This window comes from Spirosoma sp. 48-14 (assembly GCF_001898575.1).
Taxonomy (GTDB): Bacteria; Bacteroidota; Bacteroidia; order Cytophagales; family Spirosomataceae; genus Spirosoma.
In genome coordinates, this window is the sequence record NZ_MKUD01000010.1 from 44,144 (window position 1) to 67,044 (window position 22,901).

The window sequence follows — 22,901 nt, forward strand, 5'->3', positions numbered from 1 at the left end:
TCTTAGGGATTAAAGTATTGTACATTGGACTCACTGGAAATATCCAGCGTCGATAAGTCGCTGCCATCGGGCCCGGTCTGATCTGGCACAAAATCACTGCTGTCGATCAGCACGGTCAGGCCCAGCGTGGGGCCGCAGCTGCTAATAACCCAGTGAGTACCCGAGGCCGCTTGTGGCATGGAGATGGTCAGCTGGGTATCGAAATTAAGCCCGGCCGAGGCCGTCTGAAACGCCGTTACATCCCCCGTACAGGCATCGCCTTCAGCTCTGAGCCAGTACTGCGGGGGCGCATCGGTCACTACGCCGTCGGGGGAAGTAATGCGCTTAGTCGCTTTGATAATCGTTCGTCCGGTTGTTGCCATGGTCATAGAGCAGGAATAGAAACGGTTTCCCGGGTAATGATGTCTCCGCAGGGGTTGGTTTGGAGCAAAATCACCGAACCCGCTGTACCAACCCCGGGCGCGTTCCACTGAATACCCCACCAGCCTGCTTCGACGGGATAAAACGCATTGGTTTGCGCCACGACGTGTTCGGTCCGGTTATCGCCATACAGCACATCGCCCACCGAACAGTTACTAGTCGTAGCCCGTAAGAAATCATAATTGGCCATCGATTGACTGGCAGGCAGCGAGAAATTAGCTAAAGCCTCCGATCTGGAAATAAATGCTCTTGACGTGTAGGACAGCGGCCCATTGGGGGTATCCGGATCGGCGTATTCGTAAATGCCCACGCTTGGCAGCGCGTCGTACTGGCTCTGGGTGAGCATGGCGTGAGACGTGCAGGGCAGGTCCTGAATCGTGACGGTTTTAGAAATCTGGGTCGAGTTGGGCAGCGTGAACCGCAGCGTAATGTCCGTATTTGTGGTCACTACGTTTAAATTGGCCGTGATACTACACTGGGCATTCGAGCCGCCGTTTAGCGTAACACCAGAAGGTGCTCCGACCAAAGAGAAAGTACCCGATCCCACATATATGAGCGAACTCGAATCGGCATAGTCGATGATAACGTAGTAGGTAGTTGAGGTAGCCCCTTCGGAGAGCGCAGCCGGTCCTGAAATGTGATAGCCTGTAATAGCTGGGGCCGTGTTGGACAACGTGACGGGCAGTTCGACCACCGAGTTTAATAGAGCAGCATGCACCGAAATAGAAACATCAGCGGAGAGTGCATTAGCCCCAACGGTTAACAGGCCCGACCCGCTATTGATACTGACCCCGCTGGGAGCGCCTACCGTCGACCAAACGACCGAGGCCGAACGGGCTGCCCAGGCTCCCGTGGTCAATTGTTCCTCTACGCTGTACTGACCAGCCGCCCCTTCCACCAGCGTCGTAGGGCCAGCGATGCGGAAAATGCCTGTACCTGACGGGGCGAAATCAGCACTGTCGATCAGGATTGTCAGATCGGTTGGGGGCTGGGTTTCATCAATGACCTCTTCGTACTGTTCATTAATGATCCACTCATACGTATCAGGGGCAGGCAGATCACAACTAGCCACTAGCTCACACAGCATCGTTTTTAAAGCCGTTGTTGAACCAATCAGGTTAAGCAGTTCCTCAACCAGCTGAGTTCGGGAAATGGCAACCGCATAGATTTTATTATTGATCTGTTGAGCCGTGAATAATTGGCCCGGCTGGACCTGATCCAGATTGAGAAAACCTGACGCAACAGACGACGAACCGCTAGAATCGGATAAATCATCCACTTTGCCAGTTGCGGATACTGGCACCACCCGGCCCGTATCGGTAATCTGAAGCGAAGCGGCCAGAAATGAACTCATTGAACCGGCAAGGCCATCAGGCAGAATACTGTTTCGGGCATCCAGCCAGTACGTCGTATTGGTCCGAAGGGCACCGCCATCAGGATCGGTATCAAAAAACGTCGGGTTTTGTGGGTCGGCTGACCAGTCACGCCAGGCAGTTGACAAGTTGCCGCGTCGGAGTCGGTACTGCCAGTATGGACCCGTGGCCGTGCCCAGGGGAGTAATTGCGCTCATAGCGGAAAGGTTGGGGTTTTACGGGCGATGGCTTTGACCTGCCCCAGTAAATTGGCATTGGCATCGCTGACGGGTTTATCAAACACGCCCACAATGAGCTGATAAGGGTCCAGATTGGTCTGGTTATGGGGTTGAAACCCATCTGGTAAAATGCCCGCAAACAAGGTATGGTTGACAGGCTTTCCCAGGGCCTCCAGGAGCTGGGAAACATCCCGTTTGGTCGGTTTATCCGAGGAAGGGGTAGTGTTCACCGGAGCCGCTGGCTGGCCTAGTCCTTCGTTTCGAAGGGCCTTTTTGACACTCGCCTGTTGAGACAATACCTTTTGCAATAAACTGGTTTTGGGCACATCGCCCAGCGTTAAGGTGTAGCGGTAGGGCCGGGTGAGGTCTCGGGTAAAGCCCATGATCCGGATCTGACGATCGATGCCCAGCGCGGTATCGATGAGCCTGACCGAATCGCCCACCGAAAAAAAATTAGGCGGATTGTTGATAGGCGTGGGGCCTGTATCATTCGCCTGTTTTTGCAAATACATCTCATCCAAAATCACGGAGTATTCGAAGGGGGGCACCTTGTTATCAGCCAGATAGGCCTGACCCGCTGCCAGTAATTTGGCTTCAGCGGCTTCGACGTAACTATCGGGCATGTAGATATCCACCAGCACGTAGGTGTCCCCTGCACTGATGCGAAAGGGGGAAGCCGGATCACTGCCAGGAAACACCAGGCCCCGATCATCCGTGTAAGGCTTGATCGTAAACGTATAGGTAGCCGGATCAAAGCCGGTTATTTCAAACTCATAACCCGCCAAACTGCCCGTTTGAAAATGGACCTTGGCCGTTAGGCCCGGAATCAGGTATCGATACACCGCTTTGCCAGCCGCATCGTAGTGATCAATAAACAGCACATTAAAATCAAGACTGGTATCCGCGAATGTCAACTGATCCGTTGACGCCGTGACGGTTCCGGTTCGAGCCGGGTAAATTTCTTCAAATACCTTCGTGCCCTCAATCAGCCCGTACTGAGCTACAGCCGTATTATCCTGCACGTAGGTGTCATAGGGCGTGGGTAGGGTGGGGGCTGGCCCCGAAAGGGGGAGCTGCAATCTCGTGGCGTAGTTGCGGTAGCCATAGGGCAGATTCTTCGTCGAGCCGTAGCAGTACAGCCGTGTGAAAAAGGGACTGTTTTGCACATTGTTGCGACTCAGTTCATACAATCCTCTGCCTTGCCCGTACTGAAACTGATCCGTTTTAGCCGTTCCGGCGGGCCTTATGTGCAGGATTCGGTTCGGAGCATCATTGGGCCTATATTCGATGTCGAACTCCGAATTAAATTCTTCACAAAGCCGCTGCAAAACAGTCAGGCAGTTCTCATTATCAAACGAGAGCGTTTTCGTAGCTGTGGCAGCACCATCGACTAAGGTACCGACCTCATTGTACGCTTTAACCTGACCTAATCCCCACGCGCCGGAAAACACCCTGGCCATGTTGGCAAACAGGACCTGGGCGAAGGATTGCAAATTGCCCGTCAAACTGAATGTTGAGGACAGGGAATTGCCACTCGTATCGGTATCGAAGAATATGACGCGTAACAGGTGATACTGAGGCCCTTCCAGAACGAGGTCATAATCGAAGCAGTTCTCGCCCTTTCGGATCAGCTGGGGGAACTGATTCAGGGTATAGAGTTGACCAAATACGGACAGGGTATAGCCCAGCGACAGCTCCAGTGGGGCCGTGGTAGTAATGGAAATCGTTACTGTGTCGCCATTGAGCAAATCCACTTTCTGCTGAGCAGAATTAATGCCCCGAAGGGGTGATAAGGCCAGGATGGGAAGATCGTCAGAGCCGGGTTTACTTAATACAAGCGGGTCCATATTTCGGTCAGGTTGGTGGATGAATGAGACGCAAATACGTCAAGCTCTCCCGATATGATCAGATAGTATACCGCCGAGGAGGAGCCGCCATAGGTGTGGGAAACGGTCTGGTTACAGCCCTGCACCTGGGTATTACTGCCATCACCCCAGTAGAACGTTAGGGGAGAGGGAGCCGATAGGGTCATTGAGGCCGTGGCGTTGCCAGGAGCCGATAAGATCCATTTGATGGGTTGGGGTTCAATTAAGGTTAGGTCAAACTGCGCAAACATTTTACCATTCCGCCATTTCTTTTTGACCTCAACTCCATCCGGGCAGTACACTTCGTACACAAACGGTCTTCCCGAAACAGGGTTGATACGTAGACGCTGGGTACCGGGCCGGTAGAGCTCGACCCGCAGCGCGTTGAGCTGATTCATGAACCCTTCCGCATTGGGGGCAATCATAAAGCAGCTTAGTTTGATGACCCTAGGCTCAAAGCGGGCACGGCTCAGATCGACCACTTCCCCATGCGCATTGGGCCAGTCGACTTTGAGCGGTGGCTTACGCTTGAGCGCATCCACGACCCCTTCCGATTCGGACACAAACAGGCCCATCTGCGCAAACGTGATGGCGTTGATCGAATAGCTTAGTTCCATATTACCCTCCTCCTTTGGCCCGCAAGGGGTCTGATTCAATGTTTTTTAACCGTCTGTCGACTGAATCGAGTAGCTCATTTGTGCGGGCAATGCCTGCTGTGTTACGATCGATGTTATTTAAGACCAGTAGCTGCTGACGGATAATACCGTTCGTATCGGCCTGTCCGATGCGAATCGCGTTGATCTGGCCCGCCAGTACAGAGGCTGTTTCCTCCTGAATTGATTTTATACCCCCCGACAGGGAATTCGCCTGGGCGGTCGAATTATTCTTGGTGAAAATGGTTAGTCCGTACTGTTTAGCTGCATCCTGAGCCGATTGCAAACCATCGTTGAAGAGTTTAGTCAGTTCGTCAGCTTTGCCAAAGAAGCGCCCAAAATCATCGATCCAACTCTGATCACCGCCGGCGGCAAAGCTCTGCTCCATCTCCTTCTGAAGCTGGTCGAACTGGGACTTAAAGACCTCGTTGAAGATGAGTTGCGATAGCACGTTTTCCAGCACCTTCGACACCGAATCGCCAAACGCCTGTGCAGCCGAGGTTCCTTCCTCAAAGGCATTGACCAAACTGTTGCGTAAATCATCGCCCAAGGAGCCAGCGAGGTCCGAAATAACTCCCTTGATCTGCTCCCGGGCTTTTTCAACCTGATCCGACCAGGCGATGGTATCCTGCAGTAGTTGCTTGGTGGATTCGTCGACCTGGTCGTGATCGATCAGCGTCTGGGCGAGGGCCTTATTCAGTTCATCGACGCCGTCTTTGCCTTTCTGAATCAAACCCGGATAGGTTTGCAGCAGGGCACCGAACTCATCCTGTTTTTTCTTACCCCCGAACAGCCCCACCAGTCCACCAACAATGCCACCCACCACCGCACCTACGGCCGTACCAATTCCAGGAATGACTGAGCCAATAGCAGCCCCCGAGGCGGCTGCTTTGCCTACTGCCCCCCAGTCGATGGCGTTCTCCTGACCGACCTTGGCCCGGCCTTCAGCCAGTTTTTTTAGTGACGCCTGGTATTTGAGTTCGGCGTCAGAAAGTTGTTTATAGCCGTCTTTGAGCCTACCGATGTAGTCTTTCGAAAAGACGTTTTCGTTATTCTGACTCTGCAGGCCGATCTGATCGTTAAGCAGCCGGTTGTATTCTGACTGAGACGCAATCACGGCATTATAATAGGCCTCTTCGGCTTTTTTCCGTTGAGCCGCAGCCGAGGTAACGATACCAATCAGGTTAACGACCGCCTGTAAGCCGATCTGGGCTTTTTGCCCCGCATCCAAATCCTCTTTAAAGGCCTGGGTAACCAGACTCAGATTGGAGGCAAAGCCTGATAATAAACCACCCACCCCGCCGACGGTGCCCCCCAGCTCAGCAAAGGCTTCACCGAGTTGCCCCACGATCTGACCAAATTCATTGACGCGGGTCAGATCGTCATCCGTGAGTGATTTCTTGACGTCATTGCGCTCTTTGAGCTTCTGTTGATAGGTCTGGGTATTGATTGCCGCCTTTTCCTTATCCAGATAGTCATTCAGGGCCGCCAGTCGTTTTTTCAGCCCGGCCCGGCCGGATTCTAAAATGACCTCGTCAAGTTTTTTATAGCTTTCGGCCGACTGGGCAGTGCGCTCAGCCACCTCCTTGACTTCATCCCGTTCGGCCCTGTCAATTTCATCCAGTGCCAGCAGGTAGGCTTTTCCCCGGTTAGTGGCAAATTTCTTTTCAACCGCGGCACGAAGGTCCGCGTATTTGGCCGTGATGGATAGCCGCTGCTGTTCAGTGCCTGAAACGGATTGCAGGAAACTACGGAGCTCATCTTCGCGCTGACGCTCAGTTTCCACGATCTGTTCGGCCAGGAGTTTTCGGGCCTTGATGGCCGTTTCCGAGGTATCACCCGGATCGAGCTGATTCTGTTTCTGACGAAGTGTTTCCAGATAATTAGTCAGGGAAACCGCATCCCGGCCCGCCTTTTGTAACTCTTCCGTAAAGCGCTCGATGGCCGTTTTCTGGCCCGAGGCTTCGGCGCGCTGGTCAAACAGGGAGGCCAGGTCCTGGGCTTCTTTGGCCGATAACCCTTCACTGTTGCGCTGGGCATCCAGTTTATCAATTTGCTGATTCAGATACGCCACGTAGGACTCGCCCGACGCTAACAAATGAGAGAACTGATTATCGGCTGATTCTTTGCCATAGGCTTCTACCCAGCGCTCATAGAATACGTAAAGCTTCTTTTTCTCATCCAGCTCTTCCTGAAAGGTTTTCAGATTGACCAGTTTGCGTGCATCCTCTGCACGCCTGTCAGCCTCCAGTTTGATCGCCTGCTGCTTTTGAATCGTAGCCGTATCGGAAACGGATGTTTTTTCTAAAACCTCCTGGGCTTTTTTACTCACGTACTCCCAGTAATCGACACTACCATATGGCCCCGATTTCTCGGCTTCTTTGGCGGCTTTCTTTTCGGATTTAGTCAACTCCCCCGTCAGCCGGTTGCGGGCCCGGGTCAACTCATCGACCTGAGCCTGATACTTAACGTATTCAGTTCGAGACGTGGCGTTTTGATCACGGAGCTCTTTGGCTTTTTTGATCTCCGCGTCGTAATAGTCGACCGTTTTGGCCACGGCCGTGCCACCAGCGTTTTCGGCCTGAGTGAGGGCATCGCGCTGCTTGGTTAGCTCCGTTAACTGGTCCTCTACCTGCTTATAGGCAGGGGAGAGCTTATCAGTAAGTTTGGATCTGACCAGCTCTAACTGGTTGATCTGTGCATTGAGGGCATCCTTCGAGCCTCCACTATAAATGCCCGAAATGGTCCGCTCAATGTCCTTTACAACGAGTTCGGTCTGCTTTTTAATCTGGGAGGCCTCATCCAGCTGCTGACGGGCCAGATCGGATTGCTTCAGGACCGCTGGACCATTTTGAGTAATGGCCGTACCAATCACAAACTGCTGATTCGACTTAGCCTGTTTAACTAAATCATCCTGGGCTTTTTTCAAGCGTTCGGCCGCTTCAGTGTCCTGATCGAGCGCTTCTTTGAGTTTATTCTGGGCACTTTCCAGCCGGATTTTCTTTTCCAGCGCCAGTAAGTACTCGTTCAGGGCTTTGGTCAGATCAGCCGTTTTGGCTTTCTGGAAATCAAGGCCTGACACAATATCGGGCGCAATTTCTTTGAGCCGATTGTACGCCTTCAACCGTTCACTCTCCGCTACGGTTTGATTCTGAACAACGCCGATCAGGGTCTTGACTTCCGATGATTGCTGACGAAACTGACCCACCACCTCTTTGGCACTTTCGCCCATCAGCTCCGATGCTGATTTGACCTGCTGCACTTCCTGTCGGTACAAAAATGCAGTCGTAATCAGGGCCGCCAGGGCCGTAGCGACTAACACGTACGGATTGGCCAGCATGGTCGCATTCAGACTGGCCTGGGCCTGCTGGAGTAGCTTCGATACCACGATCTGGCGGGCCTGCTGAGCGGTCAGCACTTCACCAGCGGCTGCGGCTAAAGATTGCTCTAAAGCTACTGACTGAAGTAAAAAGAGTTGCGCCCGCTGGGCAACGGAAACTAGCAGAATCGCCGATTTATAGGTGCCGTAGGTGATGGCGGCAATTTTCAGGATGTCAATCACGTCCTGATAGTGCTGAACCACTGAGGTGGCCGTATCGAGCAGGTTAGCCGCTACGCCTTCGTTTTTCTTGCCGATGTCATTCAGCATCAGATCCCACGCATCAGCCAGTCGATCTTTTAGGCCCAGTAGCGATTTACTCTGAGCGTCCATCAGACCCGCAAACAGACCCCCACTGGAGGTCATGTTCCTGAACGCCTGCTCAACCTGCTTAAAGCCGACTTTGCCTGATTCGACAAAATCATTAACCTTATCGACGTTCACGCCCAGCACCTTGGCTAGTTCCTGATAGATCGGAATGCCCCGGCCCGCAAATTGTCGAATATCGACGGCGTAGGCCCGGCCCTGCGTGCGAAGCGTTCCGTATAAATAAATCAGCTCATTGATGGGCGTTGCCGTACCAGCCGCTACATCGCCCAGCATCCGGAGTTCGGGCACGATCTGACCCGCTGCGGAGCCGTAAGCCAGGAGCTGTTTGGCGCCACTGGCTATGTCTTTCAGCGTAAAGGGTGTCGTTGCGGCTGTTTGCACCAGATCATTAAGCAAAGCCTCCTGTTTGGCTTTGCTTTTGAGCATGGTGGTAAAGGCTATTTCCAGTTGCTGGAATTCACCCCGTACCTTTAAGATCTGAGCTGGTAACTGGGATAACGCATTGAAGGAAAAATAGCCCGCTGCGAGTTGACCAAGCCGCTTGAAACTAGCGTCAATTTTGTCGGTTTCGCGCACGGTTGTGGCCGAAAAGCCGAGTACGCGCCGTTCCATCGCATCCAACTGGGAGCGAAAATTGACGTCGTTAATTAGCGCATCGAACGATAAAGGCCCTGTTCCCGTCATGTCAGAATCTGTTTACTAGGTCAATTTGGAGAAATCAAGGCTCCGCATCACCTTTTCAAAATTGTCCGCCGTCAGATCGATCTCATCCGGTGCGGTTTCCCCTTTTTTCTTACCAGCCTCGTAGCTGGGACCATCAATCAGCATCCGCTGCACAATCGGCCATCGAATACCGTGGTGTAAGTAATCCCAACTCCAGCCAAAATGAGCGCAGATCGCTCCCCGCTGGCCGTAGGGTGTTTTTAGTCCTCGTCCAGCTCCGGAGTCTCTATCAGCGCCGGAGCCGTCGTCCTGCTGGCGTGCAGGAATCTGATAGAGTTGGTAAAATCCCCTAGATTGGAAATCTGATTGATCAGGATGACGAGTTGAAACAGCTTGGTGGGCGTAAGGCGATCAGCCAGATAGTAGGCGAGCAACGGCCCCAGAAAGCGGATTTTCCAGCGCCGGTTCAGCACCGCAATGGCCACAATCCTAGCGCACCGCTTGGCGTTGATATGGGCCAGTACCTTGCTTTCGCCTAAAGGGTTTTGCTTTAACCGATCTTCCGAGAAGTCCATCAAAACGAACTCGGCACTAAGTTGGTCCAGGGTAAACAGGAACGGTTGTTTCAGCTCAAACGTCCGTTCGGGCTTACCCAGCCACTTCAGCAGGCTTCGTTTTTGTACTGTGAATTGCACCCCTCGCTCAATGAGGGTATTTAGTTCGGCCTGTTCAGCGAGCATGGCATTGAATGTATCGGGTGGGTTCACGAAAAAGAGGTTAGTTGTTGTTTAGCATCCTGATATCCCAGGCTCCGGCGAAACCGGATGGCTTCGGCACGGCTATCCAGAGTGCTACCCAGATTGGCACTGGGTTGAATGATAATCGACGGAATGTGACGGTAGCCATCCAGGGTCGGCTGGACGGATGCAGCAACAAACTCGTTGATCAACTTGAATCGGCTGATGTCGGTCATAAAAATCTGATTCAGCATCATATCCATTACCCGGCCCACGACACCCATCAACGAATACGGTTCAGGGTGGGGCTCCATCTGATCCGTGCCACAGGGTACAATTACCATTCCCCAGTCTTTGGCGTCTGGCTGACGATTGATAAAGTCGATCGCTTCTTTGATCGGTGTGATGCTCTGTACACCGCCATCAGTGCACTGAAAGAACGTTCCCTTCGTTGTGCGGACTGCGGGTACCGGGTCCCAGATGATGGGCATCGTTGCTGAGGCTACAATCGCATCCACCGCATCGGCATCAGTCAGACAGTCCTGGATGTTGATACTATGGTACTGTCCATCGGTCAGCGAGGTGATGCCGCAGAGAAAGGGTATCCGAAAATCAGCAAGCTTCACATAGTCACTCAGCTTTTCCCGCAGGGGTCGAAGTGTACCCAGACCCTCGATCTTGTTTAGTTGACCCTGCAAGAGCAGGCCTGCTATCCCACCAAATTTTGCCGTGAGTGAACCAGCGACTTCCTTGACCAGCCAGCTATCCCAGATTTCAGGATAGCCATGCACCTCAACCAAGTCCCAGAAATAGGCCAGCACATGGTACAGTCGCATGGCCACAAAACTTCCGTTCAGTGCTCCGACCGACGTACCCGCCACTGCATCCGGCTGATGATTCAGTTCAACTGCTGCCCGAATCACGCCTTCCTGATAGCCTCCCTTATTGCCTCCTCCTCCGAAAACCCAGAACCATTTTTTCATAACAGTAACCGGGTTAGATACCTGCCCGTGCGCCAATCGTTGCCAGCATATAGGCTTTCATGTACAGCCGGAAAAACTGAATCCGCTGCTCTGAAGAAGGTACTATGCCCATGCCTACCAGGTTGGCTTTGGTTAAATTCTGGTAAAACGTCATTTCCCGAACCGCCCCCGGTGTACCGGCAGGCACCAGCCCACCCGTGGAGGGGTCAACCCAGCTGTTGCGGGTGGACTTGGGAGCCAGAATATAGCTATCAAACATCCGTAGTCGCATCGCTTTCACGTCGGGGGATAGCGTGGTGTCGGCATTGATCACCTCAACCATTAACCGCCCTGTCGTGTCGTAGTAGTTGACGCGAGCCGTCATGGTAAGCTCCTGTTCCCCATCTTCGGTCGTCTGTAATTCTTCGAGCGTTCGCACATGAGGAATAGTAAGATCAGGATTGGGGGCAATGGTCACTTCGATACCGACCACCCGGCCCGTCTGAACCGTTGTGTAACTGGCAGGGGTGATAACCGTGCCCGCACTATCCAACACTGCCGGACTGAGTTGTACGATTGCCCGTTCATACTTTAGTCCGCCGATGTTGACTGGAGCGGGAGATGTTTGGGAAAAAGCAAAGGAGCTTACAAATAGGAGAAGAAGGCTTAATTTGAGTTTCATACCGTTTTGGTTTGACTGTTTTGGATTTTACTGTGGCTTACTTCGGCTGGCCAGCGGGCGGCTGTAGTTTAGCCTGTAACTGTTGTACCAGGCCCTTTAACTGTTCAATCTGAGCGTCCTTTCGCTTGAGTACTGTTTCCAGCGCATCGGAATATTTCGCATCATCCCCTGCCGCCTGCATAAACGTGTTCGAGTTCTGCTTCAAAGCGGTTTCCAGCTTCTCGATTTTTTCGGCATCAGTCATGCTCGCTGGGTAGATAAATTTTCCGGTCTTTTGGTCCCAGGCAATTTCCTTTACCTCAACTGCGGCTGTCGAATCGGTTTTGATTTTTGGCTTTTTAACAGACTGTTTGCTTTGAGCAAATGATAGGGTTGATAAGCTAACCAGTAGCGCAACGGCGACGAAAGTTTTCATAAAAAAGAAAATTGAATTGTGAGTTGATTTGATTTAATGATTACCATGTACTTAGTGCGGCTCGAACCCATGTATTTATTGCCGTACAGACATAAATAAATGAACTTGTTATACGAACTTCTCCTAACGTACCTGTATCTGTGGCTGAGGCAGGAGCCGTATTTAGAGCAGATAATCGATATTGTGAACTAGTAATATTACCTGTAAGTGTCGCATTACCAGTATTAGAAATTATCAAAGGAGTAGCCCAACTAATAGTACTACCTGCTGTTGAAGTACCTGCTGTTTGAAACTGAAAATCACCTGCTGCCGTTTGAGTAAATTGCGTTGCGTATCCAGCGTTAATACGCACATCATTTATACCGTTATAATAAAAATTAGCATTCAATGACATTCCGTTTGTAGATGCACCAGAACCGAATGAACCTGCTTGACCAATAAAAACATAACGGATATTGTTACTAGCATTGCCAGGAGGTGTTGTTCCTACTCCTAAATTACCAGCATTAGATAAAATCATCCGTTGAGATAAAGTTACTGTTGCACCTGCTGTCCCAGATTGTGCTGTTGACCATATATGATTACCATTATTATCTTGATCATATACAGAAGCTATTGCAGATGTTTTATATATATTATTAGTTCCGTTGTAGTATATATTATTACCTATAGAAATACCAGTACCACTAGTTTGTCCATATATGTTTCCAGTATTACCTAGAAACATATAAGTTACTGTACTAGCTAATGTTCCGGGAAATGTACTATTGAAAGCAAAGTTTGCAGCATTGCTTATTTGTAGTGCATTAGTCCAGCTAATAGTAGAGCCAGATGTACTAGTCCCTGCTGTACGAATATTAATACCACCATTAGTATCGAAAAATAAGTCTGAACCAAATCCAGTATTTTTCCTTACATCATTAGTTCCGTTGTTATAAACATTATTCTGAAATGCACTATAGTTTGCACTATTGCCTGCAACAATATTTAAGGGCTGACCAATAAAATGGGAAATGTTACTAGATGATAATGTTCCGGGTATTGTTGAATTTTGTGCAATAGTATTAACACCTACTGTAAAATACTTTGTACCACCTATGTACCAGTTATGTATAGTACCTGTAGCTGCTACATAGTCAAATGAGTTCCCACTCATTCCTAATCCATTTATACTAGTACCGTCACTATATAACTTTAATTTAAGATTATTGCCTGCTGAGTTACTGTATGTTGCTCCTAGGTCTATACTAACAGGGGATGCAGTTAATGTTGGTGTTGGATTACCTAATGTTAAATTACCAGCATTAGATAAAATCATTTTTTGACTTGTGCTAACTGCTGTACCACCTGTTGTAGAAGGTGCAGTATTCCACGTAAAATCACCGTTATTATTACCTCCGAATTGAGATACCGCTCCTGTGTTACGTGTAATTAAATTAGTGCCATTCCAGAAACCATTTACTGTAATAGCATAGGAATTGTCAGAGTTACTTCCGTTAATCCCTACACCATTCCCTAAAAATAAAGTAGGATAGTTGTTGGGGTTGTAAGTACTCGGAATAGGAGACCCTCCGATACTAACTGCCCTAGTTTGAGATACCCTAAATGCTTCTGTTGATGTAACTGTACTACCTGCTGTACCAGAAGGTGAAGTTCCATATACAAGATCGCCAGTAGCTAACAATCCTAAATAACTAGCAAATCCTGTGTTCTTATAGACATTGTTTGTTCCATTACTATAGAAATTATTTCCAATGTAATTATCATTACCAGTATTAGCAGCAATTAATACTAAAGATTGTCCTAAAAATAGAAATGGATTACTATTGTTTAACGTAGATGGTACAGTTGTAAACATTCCAACAGCCCCACCACCATTTGATGAAATCTGTACTATTTTTCCTCCTGTTAATGTACTACCTGCTGCACCAGATGGAAAAGCAGTTAATGTAATACCATTATTAGCTCCGTTCATATTAAAAATAGAAGCAAAGCCCGTATTACTATATATTACATTAGTTCCGTTATAAAACGCGTTTGCTGCAATAGCAAATTCGTTACCACTAGAAGCATCGGTTATTGTGGTTCTACCAAATTGTAAAGCATTAGTATAACTACTCCACAATGTGCCAGGTAATGTTGTATTTCCAAGTTGAATACGCGTACCTTGTGCGCTTAAATTACCAGTAAATGTACCATTACCAGAACCATCAACTAAAAATTTATATCCTGTATAAATTCCAGGAGTAGTTACTATTTGTGGACCTACAGCAAAACTACCATCTGCATTTATTTTTAGTTGATTGTATTGCCCTAAATTAGTTGCAGTTGTACCTGCCGTACCGCTTGTAACAAATCTAAATTGACCTTCATTACCATAGAAATAAAATAACCCACCAGCACCAGTATTTCTATATTTAAAACTAGTACCATCATAATAAGTATTTTCGCCTATCCATGCATTATTTAATGCAAAACTCTGATATTCTAATGCTCCTATTTTTAATTGTGAATCGGTAGTTTGATAGCCAGAACGAGTAATATTACCACTAATACTTGCACTACCATTTACAACCAATTTATCGTTATTAGCATTAGTAGTTGTGTTAATTAATACACTACCTCCTTGACGTTGTAAAATGAGTGGTGTTGTGTAACCAATGCCTGCGTAATATGACTGTAATTCTACATATCCATTACTTCCATTATTACCAGTAGGAGTAATATTTATAGAAGCACCACCACCTGAAGCAAAATTAGTTCCAGTAGTAGCCGCTAATGCGTTACCATTTACAGAAGATATACCATTTCCCGTTATAAGGCCTGTAGTTGTAATTAAGCTCGCTGTCAATAATCCAGTAACAGTCGGGCTAACCAGCGTCTTATTGGTTAGTGTCTGACTGGCGGTCGTCGTTATTACACTGGTAAACCTATTAGTAATCGCCTGATCAACGCGCAGGGGCGTCATCATTTTGGTGTTATCGGTGCCAGTAGTGGCTTCCGTTTGGGTAGCGATAAGGGGAGCGTTTCCTGTATTGGAAGCTGACACGCCCGCTACCGCAGTGGCAACCGTTGAGCCGTAGGCTACTCCAGATAAATTCAGCACCTGAATGGGGCGATAATATTCAACAGCTTTACCGATCTGAATCGCCACTAAATTAGCGCCGTAGGGGTAAATGCCAATGGTTTCCAGGCCCGCAAAAAAATCACCTTGAATCTGGCCCGAGGCCGAATCCGCTACGATCAGGTGATTATTGGACCAGTAGATTCGCTTGGCTTTAGGCTGAACTGTCTGCGCCTGAGCGGCCAGAGCCAGTAAAAGAAGAACCGAAGCAAACAGGGCTTTTTTCATGGTGAGTTCCAATCGAGAAAAAGGCGTTCCCAAGCCGTCCCAATAAGAGCCCGGTGAGAACGCCTTTTTTAGAAAATGACTTATTCGATGAATTGAACCGGTCCTACGCCTGATTTGGTAGGTACCAGCGCCTTAATTGTGACATCTACTCCAAACAGGTCCTCGCTTGAGAAGTCCCCATTCAGTTTGGCAGTCACCGATGCCCGGGGGAATACCACCGCCATGCCTTTTTTGGGTGTAATTTTGACGGTCAGTTCCTGAGATACTACCGAAGCTGGCATGTTCCAGGTCTTGTTCGGGGTCGTGCCCGAGGCTGTGCCGCCAAACAGCGTGACCAGCGTAGCCGTATCGGGATTCATCACCGTCCAGCTGAAGGTAATATCGCCCTGGGTCGTGATGGAATCCACGGGCTGATCGTTTTCTTCTGCGTACAGATTGGTAATGTTGGCGTCCGCCTGGGCCATTTTGGCGGTGCCTTTTTTTGTATAGCCCAGGGTAGTCAAGCTCGTGCCCGGCCCGCCGTCACCGGCAATGGCTCCGAGTGCAATCGAGAGGACACCGCGCGTTAAATTTGCCATGTGTGATACGCGTTAATCAGTTGGGAAAAATTTAAAATCAATGCGGAGGTTGGTATAGAACTGACCCGTTTCCTCCTCTTCCAGCGTGGCTACATTCACTAACCAGAAATCATAACTAGCATCGTAGTGCTCGGCAAACAGGCTCGTGGCCAGATTCACCAGCTCCTGCATACGGGCGAGATCGGCCACCTCCTGCTCTTTGCCGCCAATCTTTTCTTTCAGATTCGGCACATACAAATTCGCGTTGATGGTACCGATCTGGACCTGATCGGCATTGAAGGGAAGCGCGTTTAAAACGATGTCCTCAAGCTGGGAGCCCAGGGGCCGCTTTAACTTATACACCCCGCCACTGATCGCCGTTTTCAGCGCAGAATCCGCGATGAGCTGGTACAGAATGGTGAGCGCATCCAGTCCCGTTTTTTTCATGGTTTCTTCGCTTTTAAGTCCTGCTTGAGCTGGGTTAGTAGATTAGGTAGTTCGGTCTTCGCCAGAAGCTCAGCCGAGGAGAGCACATCGAGGCCCCGACTTTCCACGCTCAGCGCGTAGTTCATGCCTGCTACCACGATCAGGCCCCAGCCATTGCCTAGCTCCGATGCCAGTTTGTTTGCCAGAGCCAGCCCGGCCAAAACACCCTGTCCACCTGACTTAGCGGCCTTGGACGACTTGCCGAAATTGCGTTTAACGACCTGGCCGTTATGCACAATCACGTAGCCAATCGAATTGCGCAGGTTTCCGGTCTGATCACGGTAGGTGTTCAGTTCACGGGCCTGAATGACGCAGAGTTCACCGAGGTAGCTCAGGGTCTGAATCACGCCAGCGGCAAAGCGCTCGGCGATCTGGTCGAAGAGCTGACCTACCTGGGCTTTTGAGGAGTTCCATTTGAAGCCCATCTTACACCCATGCCCTACAATGCATCTGTTCCCGTCTGAACTGCCGAATCGTACCCACTACCCGAACCGTGACCCCATCCAATACCTGCACCGATTGACCTGCCTGTAGATCAGGACAGGAAAGCGGTAATTGAATAGTTGAATCGAACACGTAGGCGGATCCATCGGTCAACGTGACCTGCCTTCCGCCCGAATTCGCTTCATCCCGGCAAGATGAAACCGTTTCCCAATCCTGCGCACTGCCCGAATAATTGCCGTTGTTATCCTGTTGGGATTCACTGGCAATCGAAAGCACTTGCAGGGTATACGGGTACTGTTTCATCTACCAGAGATAGGATTTGTCGCTAACAGATGGGCCGCCCAGCGAGGGCATCACGATACCGGTTTCACTGGCCAACTGCCGACAGTAGGCCGCAATGGCGTCCTGATTCCAGCTCACCGAAAAGCCGCCTTCAGAGACCGTTTTAGGGATCTTGGGCAGCATCGCTACCAGTACATAGAGGAGAGCCGACTTCCGGTTCGACTTAGTCGCTGGATCGCTGATTAGCATATTGCCCTCCGCCAGATAGAGTTCGAGTTGAACATCCGTCACGGTCTGGGAATACGCCGATAGCTCGTCCGCTATGTACTGTTGAAGCGTTGCCATGATTCAGAGATTAGTCAGGCTTTTTTTCGGGATCCTTTTCGGGCTCTTTCGGACCTTCGACGTGACCGATCGAAACCAGGTGAGCGAGCCGGACCTCATCGAAATGAGACACGTCCGAGCCGACTTCGTGGATCTTGTCGAAGTTGTCCTTATCCCGGAACTCCTTCACCACGACGTGCGTGGGTTTTTTAGGGCTTTCTTTTTTATCAGCCATGATTAGGATTGAACCGTGGTTGAGTCAATCAGATAGATATCTGTGACGTTAGCGATGACAGGAACAACGCGCGCTTGAGAATTGGTGAATTCTCCCAGCGTAGGCCGGTTTTGCCGGAACTTGGATACCAGAATGTAATTATCAGCTGTCTGGTATTCTACGCCTGAAACGGGGTGATTCATTTCGGCCAGTTGGGCCCAAACGAGTGAACCGACCTGATCGCTGGTCAAACAAACCACCGCTCCCGTTGCCCAGGGGCGAACCGTCGTTTGACTACCATTCTTTTCGTATTTCATGGTTCGATCAACGATCTCAATGGTAAAGCCGAATTCTTCCTGAAACAGGTTGTTCACCTGGGTCAGGTTGGGCTGCGCCCGAGTGGCCCCATTGTAGCCAATGTTGAAGGCGAACAGATCCATGATCTGGGTGGTCTTCACCATGTTGTTGAAGGCTGTACGGTCCATCATCACGTTGGTAATTACGTTACCATCGGTGTCCCGAGCTTTGGCAATCACCCGCTGAAAATCATCGTAGGGTTTAGCCGTTGAGGCCGAGGACCATAGTACGGATACGCCAAACTTATTAGCGGTCAGATAGCCGTAATCAACTCGGAATCCCGTACCCACCGTTTCGGTGTCCTCAATTAGGGTTACGCCCGTCGACAGCCCACGCAAAAAGATTTCTTCGTTCCGTTCGTAGACGGCGCCAATGACCTTTTTGGTATCGCCAAAGAGTTTGGCCATCAGCGTTTCGGTCATGTTGGGACGGCTGGCCAGGTTGTCCAATTCGTTGAGCTGGGTTTCATTGAGTTGAAGCTCTAAACCCTGCTTGGGAATATTGCCACTGGCTCGGCTAATGGAATCACGCTTTTTGAGCGGTAACGGCGAATCAAAGGCCACAATATCGGCCATCACCAGCGTATTGACCGACTGAACGGATTCCCACTTACCCGAATCCGAATACTCTTTTTTGAGCATGCGCAGGTGCAAGTAGCCCGGTTGAGTTTTAGCGTCATTGAACAGAGTGACGTACTGAAGGACAAGCCCGGCAAAGAACCGCTGGATATACTGAATAAAATACGATTGTTCCATGGCTTAGTCTTGACGGAAAGCGATAAGTGGCAGAGCTGTTTTTACGGCCGACAGAATGGTCGACATATCGAAAGGCGCAGCGGCCGGGTTTACCGTGCCGTTAACCAAAATAGACGCGAAGGGCTTTTTGGTTAAAATGGTAGCGATTAAAATACCTGCATAGGTATGACCTGTTGGCAGGGACGCGTAGGCGGTAGCCCCACCGTTGAGGGGCATGGGTTTAAAGTTGCCCGTTGCCGTTTCCTGAATGATCACGTGCCCGGCCTTAATAACCTCCGGCGTGAAATTAGTAACGTCCAGCGTGCGACCTCCACGGATGGAATCAAAATGACGAACGATCACAATGGAGTCGTTGGCGTCCAGATTTTGATAACCAGTGTTTGTTAAGTCTGCATACATAGTTAACCGATGTTTTTAACGAGTCGATCAATCTCCTCTTTCGAGGCCGTTTTGGTATTGCTCCCGTTCGACTTCACCGGCGGCTTGCTCTGACTTAAGCCGTTGTTGGCTTCCGTCTGCACGAAGTCGGCTGAATCTTCTTTGACCGACTCAAGAAACGCGTTGAATTTTTCGTCCGTGTCGAAATTCATCAGGTCGAAATTTTTCAGCGTGATTTTCTTGAAGGCGTCAGACGAATCTTTCAGCGCGTCTTCTAACTGAGACTTGCGGGTGTCGGCTGTCTTCCCCGATTTGAGTGTACTCACTTCCTGAGCCAATGTTTGCACCGTGGTCAGTAAGCCTTTCGCCCATTCGGGAGCATCAGCGGGAGGGTTGGCCGGGGTATCCGGGTTCGGATCATTCCCTTCCTTTTTTTGAGGATCACCTGCCGGGGCTTTGGCTTTGGCAACAGCGGTAGAAACCCGGCTATCGACTTCGGCCTGAAACGCCTTCAGTAAATCCTCTACTCCATCAACCGCTTCGTCAATCTTGTCTTCCTCCGTGACGGTTTTCTCCAGATACCCGAGAACCCCGGCTATGGCTTTATCGGAAAATCCAAGGCTCTTGTATTTTGCCTTTAAAGCCGCTAAGAGTTTTTCTTTCATGAACTACAGCTTTTGATTTTGATTTGATTGGTCACAAATATATCTAAACTGCTTATATTGCAAGCAGTTATTATGGCTATAAATTATTGATTTACAGTAAGTTAACTAATGATTTTTGATCAAGTTTTGTCCGGATTTTTGGTCAAGTTTTTGCGCTAAACCGGGTCTTGATAAACGGCGTAAATATTTGGAAATGAAACGGTTCTAAAATTGGATTTCCGTAAGAAAACCCGTAAAGAAATTCGTAAGATTTTCCGTAAAAAAATCCGTAAAAAATGCGTGCTGAATTTTTTGTGATCACCCTTAAAAATTTGAGAAATGAACCTGCTGAAGAGCTTTTTTTCGAAGGATAATGCCACAGCCAAGCTATCGGGCTGGCTGATTTTACTGACGAGTCTAATCACATTAGCGGGTCAGTTTTTTCATTTTCCGCCCAAAACGTACCTGATCTTAACGCTACTATCGGGGGCGCTGGCGGTAGCGGCCCAGTTCATGCAGACCAATAAGGTCGTCTCCAAATCGTTCTGGCTCACCTTCGCCTATACGCTACTGGTCTACTTTGCCGACTCCCCGCTGATCGTTCAGATCTGGCCACAGGCGCAAAAGGTCATTGCCTTTCTTGGTGCGGCCGTCAAGCTCATTACGCCGATGACGACCCAGCAGGCCGCTGATTCCAAACCGCCCACCGCTGACCCACTGGTGAAATGATCTGGAAAATTCTATCGGGCGTATCCATCGCCATATTGCTATTTGTCCTACTAGCCTGGCTGGTACCTGACCTTAGAAAATGGCTCAAACAGCAAACGGGCACCAATCAGGAGTTAACTGACTCACTCAGGACCGAAAGGACCAGACGACTTCGCACCGAGGCTGAATCGATCCGGCTCAAAGCCAGTCAGGATCGGGCCGAAATGGCCTACCAGCAATCACTGGCCAAACAAAATGCCATCGTGCCCCAGATCAAGCTGGAGGTGTCGGGCTTGTCAGCTATGCAGCAACGACTGGCCATTCTGGAAAGCCTCATCGCCCAAGGATTGTTGAAACCTGCCGACACAACGGTAAAAACACCTGCGGTTTCCTACAACCTGCCTGAGCAGACCGCGCTGGCTGTTCAATTGCGCATCTGTGATAGTTTGAAAGCGCATAATTTCTACGTCGAGCGAAAGATTGCAACCCTATCAGAAGCGTATCGACTCAGGGGTGATTCGATGAGCCTGTTACACGGCTGGGTTGAGGAGGGCAAAACGATCGCTGATCAGAAAGGACTCTTCACAGGTCGAAATAAACGGCTGAGACTTCACAGCAGGGAACCACCTGTTTTTAGATAATCCGCTTTTTGCTTCTATCCAACGCCCATAAACGGTTTCAACCCACTCGAACGATTGTGAAAATGACAAAAGTATTCGTACCCCTGCTGTGGGCAGCGGGTGTCGTACTGGCAAATGCTCTTGGTGAATTATTGGCGTACTTATCCGGAGTGACGGACTGGGCGATGGTGGGGTGGGCGTTCGGGGGATCGACAGCGTTTGTGGCCTGGGAGGCACTCCAGCGAAAAGCCCCCATTAAACGAACGGGCTGGGAGCGGCTATTGATGATTGCTATCGGCATGTTTATCTCGCTGGGCCTCAACGCCTGGGTGTCGGACCTGACCAAAATTCCGCCCATTCCCTGTACAATCATGCTGGGCGCAGCGGGCTACAAACTGTTTGGCAAACTTCAGGAACGTGTCGATAAGAAGAAAAACATTGAGGACTTAACAAAACTAGGTGACGAATGATACCCTTTGCACTTGGACAGATTGGGTTGGGCCTGTCGGCCGTGTTTGGCATTTCGATTGCCCACATTACTAACCAGTGGCGACACCGCCCGCCCGGCTACGTCATAATGGTAGTCTGGATATTCTCCGTCCTGTCGGTGTTTGCCCTCTCGGACCCCTACGTGATTCCCAGGCTGGACTACCTGCCCACCATTACGTACCTGTTTCGCTTCAGTGCAGGCGTTTCGCTGGCTGCCGTATTTTATTATTTGCGCTACCGGAAAGGAAAACCCTTTTCCAAGACCATGGCGACCCGGATCAATCACCTGATTAGTTACGGGTGTGGGCTGATTATCCTGTCGGTGATTGTGTACTCACTGTTTGGCGATAAGCTGGACAGCCGTACCAAGCAGCAGGTAAGCAGTTTACAGAAAATGGCCGCATCGAATCGCAAAATCTTCCTGCGCGATACGGTGCTAACAGCCCGGCTACGTGCCACGGTGGATTCTCAGAATACCCTACTGGCCAGCTACCAGCAGCAGATTGGTTTTTTATCCAGCCAACTCGCTACCTCAACAGGGGAAATAAAAGAGCTAAAAGGCATCATTCTTTCGCTTCGCAAATCGATCCAGCTCATTGGTCGCCAGCAGGCCAATCTACATCAGGACATAGGCGATATCAAACGTAGTCAGGGACCCCAGAAGATCCCCCCTCAGCCGCCGAAAGAATTCATCCTGCCCGCCGATCCCTTCAAGCGCAAGCCTTGACAAATGCATTTTTCTTAATCAATAAAACCCCAATAATCATGAGTACGAAAGTGAGAGTGACCTGCGTGTCCAAGAAAGAGAGCAAGAACTGGGATACTACCAACCCCATTGCCACAGCTATTGAATTGGAAGTGCCTTATGATCAAAAGTCGGTCTACTGGAAACTATCAGGAGGTACCAACCTGACACTGAATACGGTCAATAAAGCCGCTGCGGATATGTTCGTGATTGGCGGTGAATATGACATTGTGGTCAGCCCGGCTGAAGTAGAAGCTTAATCAAAAGGCCCGGTGATACTTAACCATCCACCGGGCCTTATTCCCATTTCGATCTTAAACTCATCGAATTCGATGACCTTTCGATGTCCAATCCCCTAATTGACGAACCCGTTACAAGCTATCCCGACTTTGGGCCTTATCTGACCTTTAAGGAATCCATCAAGTCGGCTACCGCTATCCGGAAGGGTATTCTGAACATGCCCTCTGCCTTGATTTATCAGAACATGGTCAGGGTGTACCATGATTTTTACGTGCCCATCTGTGACCGCTTCGGCAAGATTCCCGTATCAAGCTTTTATAGGTCGCCTGAACTAAACCGGGCCATCGGCGGAGCGAAGGCATCGGCTCACATGGTCGGCTGCGCGATCGATCTGGATTGTGATAGCCTGCGCACCGTTAGCAATCTGGCTCTGTTCAATTGGATCCGGCAGAACCTCACGTTTGATCAGCTCATCTTAGAAAATCCTGATCAGCACAACAATCCCGCCTGGGTGCATGTAGCGCATAACCGGGACGGGGAAGCGGACCGGATGCAGGTACTGAGAATGGTGTGGGAGAAGGGCAAACAGGTGTATCAGGCGATTTAACT

The 22,901-nt window shown here is 49.8% G+C and carries 25 protein-coding genes; 6 read left to right on the forward strand and 19 right to left on the reverse strand.

All coding sequences use genetic code 11. The features are described from left to right. Window positions 1–2: 2 nt before the first annotated feature. From BGO59_RS08580 to BGO59_RS08670, 19 genes are all read right to left on the reverse strand, one after another. On the reverse strand, window positions 3–362 hold the full coding sequence (locus BGO59_RS08580) for a hypothetical protein (RefSeq protein ID WP_293683189.1): 360 nt from the start codon (window positions 360–362) through the stop codon (window positions 3–5). Between the two features lie 2 nt (window positions 363–364). Then, a complete protein-coding gene (locus BGO59_RS08585; RefSeq protein ID WP_293683191.1) occupies window positions 365–1,990 on the reverse strand; it encodes a hypothetical protein in 1,626 nt (541 codons plus the stop codon). Next, a complete protein-coding gene (locus BGO59_RS08590; protein ID WP_293683193.1) occupies window positions 1,987–3,858 on the reverse strand; it encodes a hypothetical protein in 1,872 nt (623 codons plus the stop codon). Before BGO59_RS08590 ends, BGO59_RS08585 begins: the two co-directional genes overlap by 4 nt. After that, window positions 3,840–4,493: a hypothetical protein gene (locus tag BGO59_RS08595; RefSeq protein ID WP_293683195.1), complete on the reverse strand. Its 654-nt coding sequence runs from the start codon at window positions 4,491–4,493 to the stop codon at window positions 3,840–3,842. The genes BGO59_RS08590 and BGO59_RS08595 overlap by 19 nt, the downstream gene beginning before the upstream one ends. A 1-nt stretch (window position 4,494) precedes the next feature. After that, window positions 4,495–8,922, reverse strand: coding sequence for a tape measure protein (locus BGO59_RS08600; RefSeq protein WP_293683197.1), 4,428 nt, complete (start codon window positions 8,920–8,922; stop codon window positions 4,495–4,497). A 239-nt stretch (window positions 8,923–9,161) separates the two neighbouring features. Continuing rightward, the gene (locus BGO59_RS08605) at window positions 9,162–9,668 is read right to left on the reverse strand and encodes a hypothetical protein (RefSeq protein ID WP_293683199.1); all 507 of its coding nucleotides are present in this window, start codon (window positions 9,666–9,668) and stop codon (window positions 9,162–9,164) included. Beyond that, on the reverse strand, window positions 9,665–10,621 hold the full coding sequence (locus BGO59_RS08610) for a patatin-like phospholipase family protein (RefSeq protein ID WP_293683201.1): 957 nt from the start codon (window positions 10,619–10,621) through the stop codon (window positions 9,665–9,667). Before BGO59_RS08610 ends, BGO59_RS08605 begins: the two co-directional genes overlap by 4 nt. A 13-nt stretch (window positions 10,622–10,634) precedes the next feature. Continuing rightward, a complete protein-coding gene (locus tag BGO59_RS08615; protein WP_293683203.1) occupies window positions 10,635–11,282 on the reverse strand; it encodes a hypothetical protein in 648 nt (215 codons plus the stop codon). 37 nt (window positions 11,283–11,319) lie between these two features. Beyond that, window positions 11,320–11,697 (reverse strand): hypothetical protein, encoded by a 378-nt coding sequence (locus BGO59_RS08620; RefSeq protein WP_293683205.1) that lies wholly within the window; start codon window positions 11,695–11,697, stop codon window positions 11,320–11,322. 40 nt (window positions 11,698–11,737) lie between these two features. Further along, entirely contained in the window at window positions 11,738–15,049 is a 3,312-nt protein-coding gene (locus BGO59_RS08625; RefSeq protein ID WP_293683207.1) for a hypothetical protein, read from the reverse strand. 80 nt (window positions 15,050–15,129) lie between these two features. Then, window positions 15,130–15,627 (reverse strand): hypothetical protein, encoded by a 498-nt coding sequence (locus tag BGO59_RS08630; protein WP_293683209.1) that lies wholly within the window; start codon window positions 15,625–15,627, stop codon window positions 15,130–15,132. Window positions 15,628–15,639: 12 nt separating this feature from the next. Then, window positions 15,640–16,053: a hypothetical protein gene (locus BGO59_RS08635; RefSeq protein ID WP_293683211.1), complete on the reverse strand. Its 414-nt coding sequence runs from the start codon at window positions 16,051–16,053 to the stop codon at window positions 15,640–15,642. Continuing rightward, entirely contained in the window at window positions 16,050–16,517 is a 468-nt protein-coding gene (locus BGO59_RS08640) for a hypothetical protein (protein WP_293683213.1), read from the reverse strand. Before BGO59_RS08640 ends, BGO59_RS08635 begins: the two co-directional genes overlap by 4 nt. 1 nt (window position 16,518) lies before the next feature. Then, window positions 16,519–16,839, reverse strand: a complete 321-nt coding sequence (locus tag BGO59_RS08645) for a hypothetical protein (RefSeq protein ID WP_293683215.1) — start codon at window positions 16,837–16,839, stop codon at window positions 16,519–16,521. Next, window positions 16,840–17,163: a DUF6706 family protein gene (locus tag BGO59_RS08650; protein ID WP_293683217.1), complete on the reverse strand. Its 324-nt coding sequence runs from the start codon at window positions 17,161–17,163 to the stop codon at window positions 16,840–16,842. It abuts the gene before it with no gap. Between the two features lie 10 nt (window positions 17,164–17,173). Then, a complete protein-coding gene (locus BGO59_RS08655; protein ID WP_293683219.1) occupies window positions 17,174–17,377 on the reverse strand; it encodes a hypothetical protein in 204 nt (67 codons plus the stop codon). A 2-nt stretch (window positions 17,378–17,379) separates the two neighbouring features. Beyond that, on the reverse strand, window positions 17,380–18,468 hold the full coding sequence (locus tag BGO59_RS08660; RefSeq protein ID WP_293683221.1) for a major capsid protein: 1,089 nt from the start codon (window positions 18,466–18,468) through the stop codon (window positions 17,380–17,382). A gap of 3 nt (window positions 18,469–18,471) precedes the next feature. Then, window positions 18,472–18,867, reverse strand: coding sequence for a hypothetical protein (locus tag BGO59_RS08665; protein ID WP_293683223.1), 396 nt, complete (start codon window positions 18,865–18,867; stop codon window positions 18,472–18,474). A gap of 2 nt (window positions 18,868–18,869) precedes the next feature. Next, window positions 18,870–19,511: a hypothetical protein gene (locus BGO59_RS08670; RefSeq protein ID WP_293683225.1), complete on the reverse strand. Its 642-nt coding sequence runs from the start codon at window positions 19,509–19,511 to the stop codon at window positions 18,870–18,872. A 318-nt stretch (window positions 19,512–19,829) separates the two neighbouring features. Here BGO59_RS08670 and BGO59_RS08675 point away from each other — a divergent pair, with 318 nt between their 5' ends. The 6 genes from BGO59_RS08675 to BGO59_RS08700 all read left to right on the forward strand — a co-directional run bounded on the left by BGO59_RS08675 (window position 19,830) and on the right by BGO59_RS08700 (window position 22,899). Next, on the forward strand, window positions 19,830–20,219 hold the full coding sequence (locus tag BGO59_RS08675) for a hypothetical protein (RefSeq protein WP_293683227.1): 390 nt from the start codon (window positions 19,830–19,832) through the stop codon (window positions 20,217–20,219). Next, window positions 20,216–20,839 (forward strand): hypothetical protein, encoded by a 624-nt coding sequence (locus BGO59_RS08680; RefSeq protein WP_293683228.1) that lies wholly within the window; start codon window positions 20,216–20,218, stop codon window positions 20,837–20,839. Before BGO59_RS08675 ends, BGO59_RS08680 begins: the two co-directional genes overlap by 4 nt. A 62-nt stretch (window positions 20,840–20,901) precedes the next feature. Next, window positions 20,902–21,288: a hypothetical protein gene (locus tag BGO59_RS08685; protein ID WP_293683229.1), complete on the forward strand. Its 387-nt coding sequence runs from the start codon at window positions 20,902–20,904 to the stop codon at window positions 21,286–21,288. Further along, window positions 21,285–22,034 (forward strand): hypothetical protein, encoded by a 750-nt coding sequence (locus BGO59_RS08690; RefSeq protein ID WP_293683230.1) that lies wholly within the window; start codon window positions 21,285–21,287, stop codon window positions 22,032–22,034. The genes BGO59_RS08685 and BGO59_RS08690 overlap by 4 nt, the downstream gene beginning before the upstream one ends. Window positions 22,035–22,072: 38 nt before the next feature. Then, a complete protein-coding gene (locus BGO59_RS08695; RefSeq protein WP_293683231.1) occupies window positions 22,073–22,312 on the forward strand; it encodes a hypothetical protein in 240 nt (79 codons plus the stop codon). 83 nt (window positions 22,313–22,395) lie between these two features. Continuing rightward, entirely contained in the window at window positions 22,396–22,899 is a 504-nt protein-coding gene (locus tag BGO59_RS08700; protein WP_293683232.1) for a D-Ala-D-Ala carboxypeptidase family metallohydrolase, read from the forward strand. The last annotated feature ends 2 nt before the right edge of the window (window positions 22,900–22,901 follow it).